General features: G+C 72.4%; 16 protein-coding genes. 10 read left to right on the top strand and 6 right to left on the bottom strand.

Annotation, left to right across the window (positions count from 1 at the left end; all coding sequences use genetic code 11):
• The first annotated feature begins 281 nt into the window (after positions 1–281).
• The 3 genes from DEJ30_RS12490 to DEJ30_RS12480 are packed head-to-tail and all read left to right on the top strand — an operon-like array spanning position 282 to position 2,882.
• Complete coding sequence (locus tag DEJ30_RS12490; protein WP_110861878.1) at positions 282–1,241, top strand: hypothetical protein; 960 nt, start codon at positions 282–284, stop codon at positions 1,239–1,241.
• A gap of 50 nt (positions 1,242–1,291) precedes the next feature.
• Positions 1,292–2,029 (top strand): histidine phosphatase family protein, encoded by a 738-nt coding sequence (locus tag DEJ30_RS12485; protein WP_110861876.1) that lies wholly within the window; start codon positions 1,292–1,294, stop codon positions 2,027–2,029.
• Positions 2,019–2,882 carry an NAD(P)H-hydrate dehydratase gene (locus tag DEJ30_RS12480; protein ID WP_071245375.1) on the top strand — a complete coding sequence of 288 codons (864 nt, stop codon included), beginning with the start codon at positions 2,019–2,021 and terminating at the stop codon, positions 2,880–2,882. The genes DEJ30_RS12485 and DEJ30_RS12480 overlap by 11 nt, the downstream gene beginning before the upstream one ends.
• 143 nt (positions 2,883–3,025) lie before the next feature.
• Here DEJ30_RS12480 and DEJ30_RS12475 read toward each other — a convergent pair whose 3' ends face one another.
• Positions 3,026–3,463: a YdeI/OmpD-associated family protein gene (locus DEJ30_RS12475; RefSeq protein WP_110861874.1), complete on the bottom strand. Its 438-nt coding sequence runs from the start codon at positions 3,461–3,463 to the stop codon at positions 3,026–3,028.
• Between the two features lie 184 nt (positions 3,464–3,647).
• On the opposite strand from DEJ30_RS12475, the gene DEJ30_RS12470 reads away from it, so the two are divergent.
• The 4 genes from DEJ30_RS12470 (at position 3,648) to DEJ30_RS12455 (ending at position 7,739) form a co-directional block, all read left to right on the top strand.
• On the top strand, positions 3,648–4,793 hold the full coding sequence (locus DEJ30_RS12470) for an ABC transporter substrate-binding protein (protein ID WP_110861872.1): 1,146 nt from the start codon (positions 3,648–3,650) through the stop codon (positions 4,791–4,793).
• Positions 4,794–4,798: 5 nt separating this feature from the next.
• Entirely contained in the window at positions 4,799–5,770 is a 972-nt protein-coding gene (locus DEJ30_RS12465; RefSeq protein WP_258369915.1) for an ABC transporter permease subunit, read from the top strand.
• Positions 5,771–5,865: 95 nt separating this feature from the next.
• Positions 5,866–6,672, top strand: a complete 807-nt coding sequence (locus tag DEJ30_RS12460; RefSeq protein WP_258369914.1) for an ABC transporter permease — start codon at positions 5,866–5,868, stop codon at positions 6,670–6,672.
• Complete coding sequence (locus tag DEJ30_RS12455; protein ID WP_110861866.1) at positions 6,669–7,739, top strand: ABC transporter ATP-binding protein; 1,071 nt, start codon at positions 6,669–6,671, stop codon at positions 7,737–7,739. The genes DEJ30_RS12460 and DEJ30_RS12455 overlap by 4 nt, the downstream gene beginning before the upstream one ends.
• Positions 7,740–7,872: 133 nt before the next feature.
• On the opposite strand, the gene DEJ30_RS12450 is transcribed toward DEJ30_RS12455, so the two are convergent.
• Positions 7,873–8,352 carry an NUDIX domain-containing protein gene (locus DEJ30_RS12450; protein WP_027466654.1) on the bottom strand — a complete coding sequence of 160 codons (480 nt, stop codon included), beginning with the start codon at positions 8,350–8,352 and terminating at the stop codon, positions 7,873–7,875.
• Between the two features lie 60 nt (positions 8,353–8,412).
• Between DEJ30_RS12450 and nagB the strand changes: the two genes are divergently transcribed.
• Entirely contained in the window at positions 8,413–9,198 is a 786-nt protein-coding gene (gene nagB / locus DEJ30_RS12445) for a glucosamine-6-phosphate deaminase (protein WP_110861864.1), read from the top strand.
• Between the two features lie 160 nt (positions 9,199–9,358).
• On the opposite strand, the gene DEJ30_RS12440 is transcribed toward nagB, so the two are convergent.
• Both DEJ30_RS12440 and DEJ30_RS12435 read right to left on the bottom strand, forming a co-directional pair.
• Positions 9,359–10,534, bottom strand: a complete 1,176-nt coding sequence (locus DEJ30_RS12440; RefSeq protein WP_110861862.1) for a MalY/PatB family protein — start codon at positions 10,532–10,534, stop codon at positions 9,359–9,361.
• Between the two features lie 44 nt (positions 10,535–10,578).
• Positions 10,579–11,151, bottom strand: a complete 573-nt coding sequence (locus DEJ30_RS12435) for a TetR/AcrR family transcriptional regulator (RefSeq protein ID WP_110861860.1) — start codon at positions 11,149–11,151, stop codon at positions 10,579–10,581.
• Between the two features lie 77 nt (positions 11,152–11,228).
• Between DEJ30_RS12435 and DEJ30_RS12430 the strand changes: the two genes are divergently transcribed.
• A complete protein-coding gene (locus tag DEJ30_RS12430) occupies positions 11,229–12,119 on the top strand; it encodes an SDR family NAD(P)-dependent oxidoreductase (protein WP_110861857.1) in 891 nt (296 codons plus the stop codon).
• 101 nt (positions 12,120–12,220) lie between these two features.
• Positions 12,221–14,668: a GH92 family glycosyl hydrolase gene (locus tag DEJ30_RS12425; RefSeq protein ID WP_258369913.1), complete on the top strand. Its 2,448-nt coding sequence runs from the start codon at positions 12,221–12,223 to the stop codon at positions 14,666–14,668.
• Between the two features lie 16 nt (positions 14,669–14,684).
• On the opposite strand, the gene nagA is transcribed toward DEJ30_RS12425, so the two are convergent.
• Positions 14,685–15,851 (bottom strand): N-acetylglucosamine-6-phosphate deacetylase, encoded by a 1,167-nt coding sequence (gene nagA / locus DEJ30_RS12420; protein WP_110861853.1) that lies wholly within the window; start codon positions 15,849–15,851, stop codon positions 14,685–14,687.
• A complete protein-coding gene (locus DEJ30_RS12415) occupies positions 15,848–16,255 on the bottom strand; it encodes a YrdB family protein (protein WP_110861851.1) in 408 nt (135 codons plus the stop codon). Before DEJ30_RS12415 ends, nagA begins: the two co-directional genes overlap by 4 nt.
• Positions 16,256–16,262: the final 7 nt, after the last annotated feature.

Here is a 16,262-nt window from a genome sequence, read left to right as displayed (position 1 = left end):
CGAACGCTAGCCCGACCCACCGACGTGCCCCGGGCCTCCCGGCCGCTGCGCGCGCTGGGCGTACAGGGTCGAATCGGGCGTACCTGGTCGAATCGGGCGTACCTGGTCGAATCGGGCGTACCTGGTCGGAATTCCCGGCCAGGTACGCCCGATCCCGCTTGGCATCGCGCGCGTTCTGGGAAGGAACGTCTCCCCTCCACAACCGCCCAGGCCTGGAGGCCCGTCCACAGTTCCCGAGATCGGCCCCAGGAGCGGGTGGCTGAGCGGGCATCGTCACGTGCATGAACGAGTCGCTGCCCATCCTCCGAGCCTCCGCCATGCACGAGGCCGGCCTCGACGCCACCACCCTGCGCCGCCGAACCCGGACGCAGGGGGTCGGCCGCCTGGTCCGGGTCGGACCGAACGCCTTCGTCGACGGCGCCGCGTGGGACGCCGCCGGGCCTCGTCAGCGGTACGTCACCCGAGTCTTCGCGCGGCTCGGTCGGCTCGGCACTCGGGCGACGGCGTCGCACCTGTCCGCTGCGGCCCTGCACGGGCTCCCGGCGCTCGGCGGGTGGGACGTCCCGGTGCACGCGACGGTTCCGGAGTCGATGTACCGGGGCAGGAGCGCCGAGCTGATCCTGCACACGAGACCCGTCGGCCGGGGCGAACGGGTCGCAGTCGGTGCGATCGCCGTCACCTCCGTCCCCCGGACCGTCGTCGACATCGCGATGTCCGGCGACCTGCGGGCGGGCGTCGTCATCGCGGACGCCGCGCTGCGACGTGGGTTCGACGACACCGACCTCCGACGAGCGGTTCCTCCGAAGGCCCGCGCCCGAGCCCTGGCGCAGCAGGTGCTCGACCTGGCCGACGGTCGCTCCGGGTCGCCGGCCGAGTCGCTCGCTCGGGTCGTGTTCCGGGAGCTCGGGCTGCCCGAGCCGGTGCTGCAGCAGGAGTTCGTCGTGGACGGCCGTCGGTCCGCGGTCGACTTCTGGTTCCCGGACCACGGGGTCATCGTCGAGATCGACGGACGGGCCAAGTACTCCCAGGAGCGCTACCTGGGCGGCCGGAGCCCGACCGAGGTGTTCCTCGACGAGAAGCGGCGGCACGGTCGATTGCTCACCGTGCCGGGTGTCCGGACGATCATCCGGCTCGAGTGGCGAGACCTCTTCGACCTCGATGCGCTGGCGCTGCGACTCCGGGCGGCGGGGCTCCCGTGCGCGGTCCGCCCGGTCCGGAGCGCTCGACGCCGCACGGGGTGACCGTTCGGCACCGGTGAACCGGCACAGCACGCTCTGGCTAGCGTGGCGGCATGGCAGTGCAGGAGATCTGGCTCGTCCGTCACGGCGAATCGGTCGCGAACGTCGCAGCGGCCCGGGCCGAAGCAGCGGGAGACGACGCCATCGACGTCGAGTTCCGGGACGCCGACGTCCCGCTCAGCCCGCTCGGCACCGATCAGTCTCGCGCCCTCGGGCAGGAGCTCGCCGACCGCGGGATCGACGACGTCCCCGTCGCGCTGTGGGTGTCGCCGTACCTCCGTGCACAGCAGACCATCGCGATCGCGTTCGAGGCAGCCGGCCTCGCCGAACCCGAGAAGCGGGTGGACGAGCGGCTGCGCGACCGCGAACTGGGCGTCCTCGATCTGCTGACCATGCAGGGCGTCCGCAACCGGTACCCGGACGAGGAACGCCGCCGGCAGTGGCTCGGCAAGTACTACCACCGGCCTGCGGGCGGGGAGTCGTGGGCGGACGTGATGCTCCGGCTCCGGTCGCTCCTCGGCGACGTCGAGCGGGTCGAAGGTGCCGAGCGCCTGGTGATCGCCGCGCACGACGCCGTCGTGATGCTCGTCGTCGCGGTGTGCCTCGACCTCGACGAGCCGGCGCTCATGGAGTTCGCCCGGACCCACGCCGTCGCGAACGCCTCCCTCACCCGACTCCGTCGCGACGCCGGATCGCCGTGGGTGCTCGAGGAGTTCTCCTCCGTCGGACACCTGGACGACGACGAGGTCACCCAGCACACCGGCCGGAAGGACGACGAACATGTCCACTGAACCCGTCACCCCGAACTTCCTGCGGGACTGGCCACTGCCCGAACCCGGTGCCGGCAAGTACGGCCGCGGGCAGGTGCTCATCGTCGGCGGCGCCGCTCGGACCCCCGGCGCAGCGATGCTCTCCGCGCTCGCCGCACTCCGGGTCGGCGCCGGTCGTCTCACCCTGGCGGTCGGCCGGAGCGTCGCGAACGAGGTCGCGGTCGCCGTGCCCGAGTCCGGGGTCGAACCCCTCGACGAGGACCAGGACGGACACATCGCCGTCGGTGCGATCGAGGGCATCGCCGACAGCGCATCGAGTGCCGACGCCGTGCTGGTCGGGCCGGGGCTCGACGAGCCGGACGGTTCCCGTGACCTCGTGGCCGGACTCGCCGACGTCGTTGGTCCGCACACCACCGTCGTGCTCGACGCCTTCGCCCTCGGGGTGGCCGCCGACGTGCGGGACCGCCTGGAACCGCTGCGGGGACGGCTCGTGATGACGCCGAACTCCGGCGAGGCCGAACGCCTGCTCGGGCGGGAGTGCAGCGACGACGACGTGGCCGACGCCGTGGCGATCGCGAACCGGTTCGGCGCGGTCGTGGCCCTCGGTGACGCCATCGCCACACCGCAGGGTCGGGCGTGGCTCAAGGGCACCGGCTCCGGCGGTCTCGGCACGAGTGGCAGTGGGGACGTGCTGTCCGGAGCGGTCACCGGCCTGCTCGCCCGCGGCGCCGATCCGGCACAGGCCGTGGCGTGGGCGTCCTACGTGCACGCTGCCGCAGGCGACCGACTCGCGGTGCAGGTCGGGCCGCTCGGGTACCTGGCGAGCGAACTCGTGACCGAGATCCCGCGGGTCCTGGTCGAGCTGGGGGCCTGAGCCCGCCCGTTCTTTCCCAGAACGCCCGCGATACCTGGTGCTTCCGGGCGTACCTGCCGAGAACTTCCGACCGGGTACGCCCGAAACGACCTGGTACGCCCGAAACGACCAGGCCGCCCGCCGCCCGCCACTCGCCCACGGCACTACCCCCGCAGGGACTCCACGGCCTTCTCGATCCGCCGTGCCCGGGTCTCCGGGGCCTTCGCCTGCGTGACGGGGTCGGCGAGTGCCCGCTGCCGCGAGTTCGACAGGGTGTCGAACGCCGCACGCACGCCGGCCTCCTGCAGCGCGGCGGCCAGGTCCTCCGGCAGGTCGACGGTCCGGGGCAGGGTGTCGACCTCGAGTGCGACCTCGACGGTGTCCCCGGCGGCGATCCCGGCGGCCTCACGGTGCGAGGCTGACAGCGGCACCAGGAACTGCTCGTTCATGACCCCGACGGTGGAGCGGTAGGTGTAGCCCCGGATGATCGTGACGACGACCGCGGGGCGCTTGCCCGATCCGAGCGCCTCGATGACGGACTCCGGGACGGGGAGTCCGGTCGCCGTCTTCCGTGCTTGCAGGACCGTCGTCGTGAACCGCATCCGTGCCTCCAGGCCTGATGTGGACGCGACCATGCGCCCAGAACGAGCAAATCGTACAGCCGCACCCGCTGTTCCGCCGCCGTTCACCACGGGAGCACGGGCCGGAAACCGGCCGCGTCCACGATCGACCAGAACCCGGACCCCCGGTCACCTCAGCACCTTCCCCCACCCGAAAGGCCCACCCGTGCAGCACAAGCGCACCCTGGCCGGCATCGCCCTGGCCGCCGCAGCGATCGTCACCCTCGCCGGATGCTCGGCGACGAGCTCCGCGACCGCCGGCTCCGACGGCGACGCCGACTGGAAGACCGCCACCAGCGCCGAGACCGCCGGCGGCATGGACGCCCTCGTCAAGGCAGCCAAGGCCGAGGGCCAGCTGAACGTCATCGCGCTGCCGCCGTCGTGGGCCAACTACGGCAAGATCATCGACGGCTTCACGAAGAAGTACGGCATCAAGATCAACTCCGCGAACCCGAACGGCTCGAGTGCCGACGAGGTCGCCGCCGTGAAGTCGCAGAAGGGCCAGTCCACCGCGCCCGACGTGCTCGACCTCGGCAACGCGGTGCTGCAGGAGAACCTCGACCTGCTCGCCGACTACAAGGTCGCGAACTGGGACGACATCCCCACCGACCTGAAGGAGAAGGACGGCGCGTGGACGCGTGACTACACCGGCCTGATGTCGATCGGGTACGACTCGTCGAAGATCTCCGACGCCCCGAAGGACCTGCAGGACCTGCTCGGCAGCGAGTACAAGGGCAAGGTCTCGATCGCGGGTGATCCGACGCAGGCCAACCAGGCCGCCTCGGCCGTGTACCTGGCGGCGCTCGAGAACGGCGGCTCGGCCGACGACATCACGAAGGGCGTCGACTACTTCGGCGACCTGAAGAAGGCCGGCAACTTCCAGAACGTGCTGCCGACGCAGGCCACGGTCGCCTCGGGTGAGACCCCGGTCGTCATCCAGTGGTCCTACAACAACCTGGCCTGGGGCCCCGCCGCCGGTGGATCGGGCAACAAGGACTGGAAGACCGTCGTCCCCGAGGGGCAGGCGCTCGGCTCGTACTACTCGCAGGCCATCACCAAGGACGCTCCGCACCCCGCGGCCGCGCGCCTGTGGCAGGAGTACATCGCCAGCCCGGAGGCCCAGAACCTGTACCTGCAGGCCGGCGCCTTCCCCGCCACCCTGTCGGCGATGGAGAAGTCCGGCAAGGTCGACCAGGACGCCCTCGACGCCGCCGGTGGCGCGCCGAAGGACTACGTCGAGCTGACCGACGCGCAGGTCGCCGACGCCGCGAAGGTGCTCAAGGCCAAGTGGTCCTCGACGATGGGGTCCTGAGCAGCATGACCACCGCATCGGCAGACGCGCCCGCGGCGAGCGCTCCGAGCACCGTGCGCCCGGCGTCCGCGCCCACGCCCGCGCCCGCGCCCGCCGATGCCGTCCGTCGCGACGCCGGACCCCGTGTCCGGCGTCGCGTCGGCCTCGCCTGGCTGGGGCTGACGCCCTTCGCCGCCTACGTCCTGCTGTTCCTCGCCGTCCCCGCCGTGATCGCGATCGGCAGCGGCTTCTTCGACGGCTCCGGAGCGTTCACGTTCGCGAACCTCGCGGCCTTCGCCGACCCGTCCGTGCTGCGGGCGTTCGGCGGGTCGTTCGGCCTGTCCGCCGCCTCCGCGGTCATTGGTGCCGTGCTCGGCGCGGTCGTCTGCTGGGCGCTCTCGGCACTGCGGCCGGACGGGCTGGTCCGGTCGATGATCGACTCGGCGGCGAGCGTCCTCGCCCAGTTCGGCGGCGTCATGCTCGCGTTCGCGTTCATCGCCACGATCGGCGTGCAGGGACTCGTCACGACGTGGTTGGTCACGGTCTTCCACGTCGACCTCAACGCGGACGGCGCCTTCCTGTACACCGTGCCCGGGCTCGTGATCCCCTACGTCTACTTCCAGGTGCCGCTCATGGTCCTCACGTTCATGCCCGCACTCGAGGGCGTCAAGGTCCAGTGGGGCGAGGCCGCCGCGACCCTCGGCGCCTCGCGCCTGACGTACTGGCACCGGATCGCGTTGCCGGTCCTGGCGCCGGCGTTCTGGGGGTCGCTCCTGCTGCTCTTCGCGAACGGCTTCTCGTCGTTCGCCACCGCTGCGGCCCTCATCTCGCAGGGCGGCATCGTGCCGCTCACGATCCGCACGCAGCTCTCCAGCGAGACGCTCGTCGGCCTGCAGAACGTCGCCGGGGTGCTCGCGTTCGGCATGGTCCTCGTGATGGCGGTCGTGATGGGCGCCTACTCGCTGCTGCAGCGCCGAGCCGCCAGGTGGCAGCGTTGAGCGCGGCGGCCCCGGTCCGCCCGGCACAGCCCGTTCGGCTCGGAGGCCCGTCCCGCGACCGCCGCTTCGGCACGGCGCCGTCCCGTGGTGCGGCGGTGACCGTGCTCACCGTGATCGGGCTGCTGTTCGCCGTCCCGCTGGTCGCCCTGCTGCAGTTCACGTTCCGGCAGGGCACCGACGGCGGCCTGACCTTCGCGCACTGGGCGGCGATCGGCGACCCGGTCAACGCGTTCACCTACCAGCCCGTGTTCGACGGGCTCGGGGCGTCGCTGCTCATCGCCGTGATCACCGTCGGGATCGTGCTGCTCGTGCTGCTGCCCGCCCAGATCATCACCGCGCTCCGCTACCCGAGGCTCCGACGCATCCTGGAGTTCGTCTGCATCGTGCCGATCACCGTGCCGGTCGTGGTGCTCGTCGTCGGGTTCATCCCCGTGTACCAGGTCGTCTCGCAGGTCTTCGGCTCCGGCGCCTGGACGCTGGCGTTCGCGATCGGCATCGTCACGCTGCCGTTCGCGTTCCGCCCGATCGCCGCCGCCATCACCGCGATGGACCTGATCGTCCTGTCCGAGGCGGCCCGCTCGCTCGGTGCCTCGTGGTGGACCGTCACCTGGCGCGTGCTCCTGCCGAACCTGCGCCGGGGCATCACCGCCGCGTGCTTCCTCACGATCACGGTGGTCCTCGGCGAGTACACCCTCGCCGCGTTCCTCTCCCGCAGCACGTTCCAGACCGGGCTCGTGCTCGTGCAGGGGACCGACCCGTACGTCGCCGCGATCTTCTCGGTCGCCGCGCTCGTGTTCGGCTTCGTGCTGCTCGTCCTCATCGGCCGCATCGGGACCCGTCGCACGGGCCGAGTCCGCCGCACCCGCACCACCCGTCGTCCCCGCAACCAGGAGTCCGCATGACCGTCACCGCTCCGGCAGCCCCGGCGTCCCTCGCCACCACCGGTGCCGTCGTCGAACTCCACGCCGTCGAGAAGCACTACGGCGCACACCGGGCGCTCGCGGGACTGTCCCTCCGTGTCGAGCCGGGGGAGTTCGTCTCGCTGCTCGGCCCGTCCGGCTGCGGCAAGACGACGGCGCTCCGCGCGCTCGCGGGTCTTGAGGCGATCGACGCCGGCTCCATCCGCATCGACGGCCAGGACGTCGCCGACACCCCGGTCAACAAGCGCGACATCGGCATGGTGTTCCAGCAGTACTCGCTGTTCCCGCACATGACGGTCCGGCAGAACGTCGCCTTCGGCCTCGAGATGCGCAGGGTCCCCGCCGTCGAGCGCAGGAGCCGCGTGGTCGAGGCCCTCGACATGGTCCACCTCGGCGAGTTCGCCGAGCGCTACCCGCACCAGCTCTCCGGTGGGCAGCAGCAGCGCGTCGCCCTGGCCCGTGCCCTGGTCACCCGCCCCCGGGTGCTCCTGCTCGACGAGCCGCTGTCGGCCCTGGACGCGAAGGTCCGGGTCTCGCTGCGCGACGAGATCCGCCGCATCCAGAGCGACCTCGGCATCACCACGGTGTTCGTCACCCACGACCAAGAGGAAGCGCTCGCCGTCTCCGATCGGATCGCCGTCATGCAGGCGGGCGACATCGAGCAGATCGGCACGCCCGAGGAGCTCTACCGCACCCCGTCGTCGGCCTTCACCGCGGACTTCGTCGGTCAGTCGAACCGGCTGCAGGGCGACCTGCGCGGGGGCGACGTCTTCGTGTACGGGTTCCGGGTGCCTGCCCTCGACTCCTCGGCTCCGGACGGCCCGGTGCTCGCCTACGTCCGGCCGGAGGACATCGCCTTCGCCCCCGAGGGCATCACCGGCACCGTCGTCACCTCGAGCTTCCTCGGGTCGATCCGCCGCACCACCGTCCGCCTGGACGACGACACCGTCGTGACCGTCCAGCACGAGGTCGGCGACCGCCGGGCCACCGGCGACCCCGTCGCCGTGCGCCTGCTCGGCGCACCTGTGGCGGTCGCGCCGCTCGTGTAGTCGCGACGAATCCTCGCGCTGAGCGACAGTCCACGCGCGACCAGACGCGTGGACTGTCGCTGCGCCCGAAACGTCGGGGGACGCGGACGGGAGGCCCGTGGCGGCCTGGCACCGCGCCTCCAGGCCGGTGGGGTCAGCGCTGGAAGCGCGCCTCGCGCTCGTCCGCCAGCCCGGCCTCGACGCGTGCCCGCATGTTCTCCGACATGTCGGGCAGGGCGTCGAGCCGAGCCCAGAACGCCTCGGTGTTCTCGCCGTCGGCGGGGTTCGGCGTCCCGGAGACGTACCGGCAGGCGAAGACCAGGTCGAGGTACTGCGACCGGTCGCCGTTCGGGTAGGTCATCTCGGGCAGCACCTGCACCCAGGCCAGGCGTTCGGCGACGGCGACGACGTCGGCTTCCTCGAGGACCTCGCGTTCGGCGGCGACGGCGGGTTCCTCGCCCGGGTCGACGATCCCGGTGACCGGCGTGTAGGCGCCCGTGTCGGCCCGTCGCACCACGAGCAGTTCGCGCTCGGCGCCGGAGCCGCGCGTCACGATCGCGCTCACGCCTGACAGCCAGAGCGGCGCCGTGCCGATCTTCTCGCGCAGGGACAGGACGAAGTCGGGGGTCGGCATGCCTCCACGCTACCCACACGACCCCTGTCGCAGACTGGTCATGACCAGTACGCTGGGTGGGTGGAGATCATCATCCTGCCCACGCCGGACGAGGTCGGTCGCGTCGCCGCGGCCAAGATCGCGTCCGTCGTCGCCAAGAAGCCGTCCGCCGTCATCGGTCTCGCCACCGGATCCAGCCCGCAGGGCATCTACGCCGACCTGCAGCGCCGGGTGCGGGCGGGCGAGATCTCGTTCGCCGAGGCCCGTGGGTTCGCCCTCGACGAGTACGTCGGCATCCCGCTCGAGCACCCCGAGTCGTACGCTGCCGTGATCGCCCGCGACGTCGTGGCGCCCCTCGGCTTCGACGCGTCGCGCGTGCGGGTGCCGGACGGCCGTGCCGCCGACCTGGAGTTCGCGGCCAAGGAGTACGACGCCGCGATCCGTGCCGCGGGCGGGATCGACGTGCAGATCCTCGGCATCGGGGCCAACGGTCACATCGGGTTCAACGAGCCGACGTCGTCGTTCGCCTCGCGCACCCGCATCAAGACCCTCGCGCCGTCGACCCGAGACGCCAACGCGCGCTTCTTCGACTCGCCCGAGCAGGTCCCGACGCACTGCATGACGCAGGGGCTCGGCACCATCCTCGAGGCCCGCGAGCTCGTCCTCGTCGCCCAGGGCCCGTCGAAGGCGGCGGCCGTCGCCGCTGCGGTCGAGGGGCCGCTCAGCTCCTTCGTGCCCGGTTCGGCCCTGCAGCTGCACGAGCACGCGACCGTCGTCGTCGACGAGGAAGCCGCCGCCGGGCTGCAGCTCGCCGACTACTACCGCTACACGTACGCGAACAAGCCGGCCTGGCAGCGGTTCGAGTAGGCCGCCGCCGGCGTCTTGCTCAGACGCCGCCGTCTTGGTCAGACGCCGGCGTCTTGCTCAGACGCCGCCCGAGCACTGACACGCCGCCGAATTCGGGGGCGTGTCAGTGGTTGCAGGGCGTCGCACGCGCACGCCGGCGTCTTCCGGCAAGGTCCGGTGTTCAGGCGTGCACGGCTGCGGCGAGGCGGCTGAGCCCCTCGTCGAGGGTCTCCGCCGAGCACCCGAAGTTCAGCCGCGCGAAGCCCCGGCCCTGCCGTCCGAACGCCGGGCCGGAGCCGAGCGCCACCTTCGCCCGGTCGACGAGCTCAGCCGCGGGGTCGTCGCCCCACGGCAGCGCCCGCAGGTCGAGCCACGCCAGGTACGACGCCTGCGGCTGCCGGTACTCGGCGCCGGGCAGCACGCCGCCGATGCGCTCGGCCAGGGTGCGTCGGTTCGCCGCGAGCTCGGTGAGCAGTGACGCCAGCCACGGCCCGCCCTCGCTGAAGGCCGCGACGCTCGCGGTGTAGCCGAGGATGCCGGTGCGCTCGACGACCTCGGTCGGCAGGCCGTCGAACCAGCCGCGGGCCCGCTCCGAGGCGCCGATCATCATCGCGCACTTCGTGCCGGCGAGGTTCCAGGCCTTGCTCGCACTCGTCAGGGCGACGCCGAGCGATGCGGCCTCGGGGCAAGACTCCAGGAACGGGGTGAACACCGCGTCGGCGTGCACGAGCGGCGCGTGGATCTCGTCCGACACCACGACGGCGTCCCACTCGGCGGCGAGCTGGGCGAGTGCGACGATCGATGCGCGGTCGTGCACCAGGCCCAGGGGGTTGTGCGGGTTGCAGAGCAGCACCGTGCGGGCTCCGTCGGCGAACGCCTGCGCGAGGCCGTCCAGGTCCATCCGCCAGCCGGCCGTGGTGTCGAAGGGGTCGACGGGACCGGCTGGTGCGAGCAGCGGGACCTCGGTGACGGTACCGCCGGCCTCGGACACGTACTCCCAGAACGGCGGGTACACGGGCGGCATGACGACCACCTGGTCACCCGGCTCGATGACCCGGCGCAGCACCTCGACCGCCGCGACCGACACGTCCGTGGTGGTGCGGACCAGATCGGGGTCGACCCGCCATGCCCACCGGCTCTCGGCGAAGTCGGCGAACGCCTCGGGCAGTGCCCGCCCGTGCCCGACGTACCCGGTGTCGCCGTTCGTCACCGCGGTGACCAGGGCGTCGCGGATCGGCTCGGCGAGCATGCTGTCCATCTCGGCGACGAACATGGGGAGCACGTCCGGCGGGAAGGCCGTGTACTTCTCGCTCGTGCGGGACCGGTACGCATCGAAAACGGACACCATGACGCTCATGCGCCCATCCTGACAGCGAGCCCCGCCGGGCGCGAGGGCGGTGGTCAGGCCGGGCGGAGCCCCGCCAGCAGCACCTCGACGTAGCGCTCGGGGTCGTGCACCCGGGAGCCACCGGCAACGGCGGCCGCCCGCATCCCGCACAGCAGCCGTCGCAGGTCGTCGGCGTCGACGTCGGCACGCACGAGCCCTTCGGCCCGTGCCCGAGCGAGCAGCGCGTCGACGGACACGACCAGGTCTCCGGCGAGCGCCGCGGTGTCGGCGCACGAGAACCCGCCGTTTGTCAGCAGGTCGCCGAGGGCGGCATCGTCGACCATGCTCCGGAACGCAGCCGTCACGACCCCCCGGAGCGCGTCCACTGTGCCGGGTAGTGCGACGGCGACACGGACGAGGTCGAGCATGTCCTCGAGCGCGTCGATCGCGAGCGCCTCGAGCAGGTGCTGCTGCGACGGGAAGTGCCGGTAGGCGGTCCCGACCCCCACACCGGCCTCGTGCGCGACGGCGTTGAGGAGCGGCTGCTCGCCGTGCTCGAGGAACGACCGGGCGACGTCGAGCAGCGCGGTCCGGTTGCGCTGCGCATCGGAACGCAGCGCTTCGGGACGGGCCATCACGATCGTCATACGGACACTCTATCCGCTTGTGCTAGCGTTCCGGATGGATCATCCGATTCGACACGGAGCGCGGACAGGAGACGACGATGGAACCCTTCACGTGGGAGCCCGGACAGATGGCCGACCAGCACGGGCGGACGGTCGTGGTCACCGGTGCGACCGGCGGACTCGGTCTGGTGGTCGCGACCCGAATGGCCGCCGCCGGAGCGCGCGTCATCGCGGCGGTCCGCAACCCGGACAAGGCGGCTCGCGTCCTGCCCGCCGGTCTGGAGGCGCGGCTCGTCGACACGGCGTCGGTCGCCTCGGTCACGGCGTTCGCCCGGCAGCTCGCCGCGGACGGCATCGTCGTGGACACGCTCGTCAACAACGCCGGCGCCACGCTGGGCGCGTTCGCGCTGACCGACGAGGGCATCGAACGCACCTGGGCCACCAACGTCGTCGGGCCGGCCGTGCTCGCCGACGCGGTGCTCCCGGTGCTCGGCGGACCGTCACCCCGGGTCGTGCTCGTCGGGTCGAACCTGTCGCAGCGCACCCGCCGCGTGCCTGCACCGGGCGGGGTCGACGATCCGAGCGACTACTCCCAGTTCGCCGTGTACACCGACTCGAAGACGGCGGCGGCGGCGCTCGCGGTCGACCTCGGTGAGCGGCTCCGCGCGGCCGGCTCCGAGGTCCGCTCGGTCATCGCACACCCCGGCATCGCGGCGACGGGGATGAACGACCAGGCCGAGACCCTCACGCAGCGCCTCGGCGGCCTGGTCGCCCGCAGCATGGCCCGGACCGCGGAGGACGGCGCTCGCTCGACGCTCTGGTCGGCCACCGCGCCGACTGTCGCCGAGGGGGTGTTCGTCGGGCCGGCGCTACGTCGGGGTGATCGGCGGATGCACGTCGTCCCCGTCCGCGGGGCAGCCGCCGACCCGGGGTTCCGGCAGCGGGTCCGCACCTTCGTCGACGAGGTCGCAGCGCGCACCGTCGTCTGACCGGGCGGGGCCGCGCCCGTCGCCGAACCCGACGTGAACAGCGGGAGAGCGCTCGGTGACGAAAGCGGCGTCCCCCGTCCGAGGGGGCTAGCGTCACGAACGTGAACCGATCTCGCGTGCACCGTCGCCCGCTCGTCCGTCCGCTCCCGCTCGCCGCGGTGGCCACGATCGCCGCACTGCTGGGCACGGGGATCGTCGCCGCGCCGGCGGTGGCCTCGCCGTCGACGCAGGCCGGACCGACCGTGACCGATCCGGCTCGGTACGTCGACCCCTTCATCGGCACGAGCAACAACGGCAACACCTGGCCAGGGGCCACCGCGCCGTTCGGCATGGTGCAGTGGAGTCCCACCGGTACCGCGGGCGATCAGACCTCGACCCCGGTAGCGAACGGCTACTCGTACGACGTGAACCGGCTGCGCGGCTTCAGCCTGACGCACCTCAACGGGGCCGGGTGTGCTCCGGGTGCTGCCGGGGACGTGCCGATCATGCCGGTCACGACCCCGGTCACGACCTCGCCGTCGGCCGACGCGAAGGACGCCGTCTACGCCGCCGGGTACTCCCACGACCAGGAGTCCGCGAGCCCCGGCCGCTACGGCGTCACGCTCGACAACGGCGTCCGCACCGACCTCGCCGTCACCACGCGTGCCGGCGTCGGCGCGTTCACGTTCCCGGCCGGCAAGGACGCGAACCTGCTGTTCCGGACCTCGAACTCGATCAACGGCAGCGAGGCCGCGATCACCAGCGTCGACCCCCGCACCCGCACGGTCAGCGGCAGCGTCCTGACGGGTGGCTTCTGCAGCCGCCGTGCGAACGGCGGCGGCGCCACCAACCCGGACCGCCGCAGCTACTACCGCCTCTACTTCACCGCGACCTTCGACACGGCGTTCGCGAGCACCGGTACCTGGAAGGACGGCACGGTCCAGCCTGGAGGCACGTCCTCCTCCGGTGGGGAGGGTTACCTGACCGGCGCCGACCGCGCCGGTCGCGGCTCCGGCGCGTGGGTCGGGTTCGACGCGCGTCGCGGAGCGACGGTGCAGGCGAAGATCGGCATCTCGTACGTGAGCGCGGCCGGAGCGGTCGCCAACCGTGACGGCGAGGTGACCAAGCGATCGACCGTCGCCAGCGTGGCGGCCGGCACACGGGCCTCCTGGAACCGTGAACTGTCCCGCCTGCGCGTCGGCGGTGGCACGGCGGACCGGACCACCCAGCTGTACACGTCGGTCTACCACGCACTCATGCAGCCGAACACGCTGAACGACCGCGACGGGCGCTACCTCGGCCCGGACCTGCGGGTGCACCGGATGGACCGCGGACACCGGGCCGTCTACGGCACGTACTCCGGGTGGGACCAGTACCGGGCGCAGATCCAGCTGCTCGCACTGCTTCGGCCGGACGTCGCCGGGGACATGGCGCAGTCGATGCTCCGGTTCGCCGAGCAGAACGGCGGCGTGTGGGACCGGTGGCTGCACCTCGGTGCACCGACGCACGTGATGACCGGCGACCCCTCGGCCGCGACGCTCGCCACCTGGTACGCCATGGGGGTCCGGAACTTCGACGTCCGGGCCGCCTACGCCTCGCTCAAACGCCAGGCGACGGTCGAGAACGCGGACGCCGAGAGCGACATCGGGTGCCCGGGGCAGTGCCTGGCGCAGCGCCCCGCACTCGACGAGTACCTGGAGCGGCAGTACGCGGCGAACGACGACTGCTCCTGCTGGGGTGGTGCGGCCGAGACCCTCGAGGACTCGATCTCGGACAGTGCGCTCGGGTACTGGGCGGGGGCGATGGGGCTCCGCTCCGACGCCCGGATGTTCGCCGAGCGGGGGACCTACTGGAAGAACACCTTCAACGCCGCCGTCGGGTACCAGGCCGCGCGGCAGGCCGACGGCTCGTGGACGCCGGGCTGGTCGCCGTCGACGGGGACCGGCTTCGCGCAGGGTACGAGCGCGCAGTACACCTGGCTCGTGCCGCAGGACGTGCAGGGACTGTCGAGCGCGCTCGGCGGTGACGACGCCGCGGTCGCACGGCTCGACGACTTCTTCCACGACGCCTCGGGCAACTGGGCCGTCACGGGCGGCGACGCGACGAAGTTCGACCCGACGAACGAGCCCGACATCCACACGCCGTGGATGTACAACGCGCTCGGCAAGCCCTGGAAGACGCAGGAGACCGTGCGGCAGGTCGTGGACGACGCCTACTCGACCGGCCCGGGCGGCCTGCCGGGCAACGACGACCTCGGCACGATGAGCGCCTGGTACGTCTTCGCCTCGATCGGCTTGTTCCCGCAGACGCCCGGGCGAGCGGAGATGCTCATCGGCAGCCCGACGTTCAGCACGGTCGACATCCGGCGCGCAAGCGGGGAGCGGATCGTCATCCGGTCAACCGGGACCGAGCCGTACGTGCAGGGAGCCCGGTTGAACGGGCGGACCCTCGAGCAGTCATGGGTACCGGCGTCGTTCGTGACGCGGGGCGGCACGCTGTCGCTCCGGGTCGGGGACACGGCGGACACGGGTTGGGCGAGCGGCGAGCGGGGGCGGCCGATCGACCGGTGAACACACGCTGCGCGCCTCAGCGCAGCTCGCGCCCGCCGCCCCACACACGCTGCACCTCGAGCGACGGCGACAGCGCCACGAGGTCCGCGGCGAACCCCGGCGCCAGCCGACCCAGGCGGTCGCCGAGCCCGAGCGCCGCGGCCGGCACGCTCGTCAGCGCCGCCACCGCCTCGGGCAGGGTCCGCCCGGCGAGCGAGACCGCGTTGCGGAGCGCCACGTCCTGCGTCAGCGTCGACCCCGCGATGGTCTCGGTCCCCGCGACGTGCGCGACCCCGTCGGTCACCGTGACGTCGAGCGACCCGAGCCGGTACGAGCCGTCCGCAGCGCCGGCGGCTCCCATCGCATCCGTGATCAGCGCCACACGACCCGGTGCCGCCCGGAAGAGCGTGTCCGCCACGACCGGGTGCACGTGCACGCCGTCCAGGATGAGCTCGAGCGTCACGCGGTCGTCCGCCACGGCAGCGCCGATCGGCCCCGGTGCGCGGTGGTGCAGCCCGGGCATCGCGTTGCACGCGTGGGTCAGGATCGTCGCCCCGGCGTCGAAGGCTGCCCGGGCCTGGTCGTAGGACCCGACCGTGTGGCCGACGGCGACCGTGACGCCGGCCGCGACGAACCGACGGACGGCGTCGAGGGCTCCGGGCAGCTCGGGCGCGATCGTGACCTGGCGGAGGACGCCCTCGCCCGCTCCGAGCAGCGCGTCGACCGCGGCGGGCGTCGGATCGATCAGGAACGACTCGTTGTGCGCACCCTTGTTGTGCGGGGACAGGAACGGTCCCTCCAGGTGCACACCGAGCACGAGCGGGTCGGTCGCCATCACGGCGCGGACGCGCGCCAGCGACGCCGCGAGGGCGGGCACCGGGTTCGCGACGAGCGACAGGACGGAGCGGGTCGTGCCGTGCGAACGGTGCATCGCGAGCGAACGGTCGAACGAGTCGTCCTCGTACGCCTCGGTCGCCCCACCGTGCCCGTGCAGGTCCACGAAGCCGGGCGTCAGGACCCCGTCGCCCAGGTCGACGACCCGGTCGGCCGCGGGGGCCTCGGGGCCGGAGCCGGTCGCGTGGATCGTGTCGCCGACGACCAGGACCCAGCCGTCGGCCGTGGTGCCGGCCGCGTCGACGACGCGGGCTGCGCGGACCAGCGTGCGCCGGGCCTCCTGGCCGGTCTGGAGGCCCGTGGCGCTCATGCGGTCTCCTTGCGGAACGCGATCACGCCACTCAGAGCGGCGATCACGATGAAGACGATCCCGACGACCGGGTGACCGATGGAGATCCAGGTCGCGCCTGCGGCGACGACCAGGGCGACCTCGACGATGGTCTTGCCGACGATGTCGGTCTCGATCGGGGACCGCGGCGACCGGAAGAAGTACCAGACGACCGCGGCGAACAGCGGGGCGCCGACCATGAACAGGTAGCCGGGGAGCGGGAGCTGCCACGACCAGTAGCCCCAGAAGGCCAGGGACAGCAGGCCGAACACCATCACGGCGATCCGCAGGACCATCCAGGCCTCGAACCGCCGTCGCGGCTGCCGGACGGCTGCCGGGTCGGGAACCGATTCCCAGTCGACGGGGGACTGCGGGGCGTTGGTCATGGTGCTG

The organism is Curtobacterium sp. MCPF17_003 (assembly GCF_003224385.1).
Lineage (GTDB): Bacteria > Actinomycetota > Actinomycetes > Actinomycetales > Microbacteriaceae > Curtobacterium > Curtobacterium flaccumfaciens.
The sequence above is the reverse complement of the archived record's forward strand: the minus strand, read 5'-3'. Positions and strand labels throughout refer to the sequence as shown.

Excerpts from the sequence above, each read along its gene's own strand:
- DEJ30_RS12415 (WP_110861851.1), bottom strand. The coding sequence starts at position 16,255 with ATGACCAACGCCCCGCAGTCCCCCGTCGACTGGGAATCGGTTCCCGAC.
- nagA (WP_110861853.1), bottom strand. The coding sequence starts at position 15,851 with ATGAGCGCCACGGGCCTCCAGACCGGCCAGGAGGCCCGGCGCACGCTG.
- DEJ30_RS12475 (WP_110861874.1), bottom strand. The coding sequence starts at position 3,463 with ATGCGGTTCACGACGACGGTCCTGCAAGCACGGAAGACGGCGACCGGA.
- DEJ30_RS12440 (WP_110861862.1), bottom strand. The coding sequence starts at position 10,534 with ATGAGCGTCATGGTGTCCGTTTTCGATGCGTACCGGTCCCGCACGAGC.
- DEJ30_RS12455 (WP_110861866.1), top strand. The coding sequence starts at position 6,669 with ATGACCGTCACCGCTCCGGCAGCCCCGGCGTCCCTCGCCACCACCGGT.
- DEJ30_RS12485 (WP_110861876.1), top strand. The coding sequence starts at position 1,292 with ATGGCAGTGCAGGAGATCTGGCTCGTCCGTCACGGCGAATCGGTCGCG.
- DEJ30_RS12465 (WP_258369915.1), top strand. The coding sequence starts at position 4,799 with ATGACCACCGCATCGGCAGACGCGCCCGCGGCGAGCGCTCCGAGCACC.
- DEJ30_RS12450 (WP_027466654.1), bottom strand. The coding sequence starts at position 8,352 with ATGCCGACCCCCGACTTCGTCCTGTCCCTGCGCGAGAAGATCGGCACG.
- DEJ30_RS12430 (WP_110861857.1), top strand. The coding sequence starts at position 11,229 with ATGGAACCCTTCACGTGGGAGCCCGGACAGATGGCCGACCAGCACGGG.
- DEJ30_RS12480 (WP_071245375.1), top strand. The coding sequence starts at position 2,019 with ATGTCCACTGAACCCGTCACCCCGAACTTCCTGCGGGACTGGCCACTG.
- DEJ30_RS12490 (WP_110861878.1), top strand. The coding sequence starts at position 282 with ATGAACGAGTCGCTGCCCATCCTCCGAGCCTCCGCCATGCACGAGGCC.
- DEJ30_RS12435 (WP_110861860.1), bottom strand. The coding sequence starts at position 11,151 with ATGACGATCGTGATGGCCCGTCCCGAAGCGCTGCGTTCCGATGCGCAG.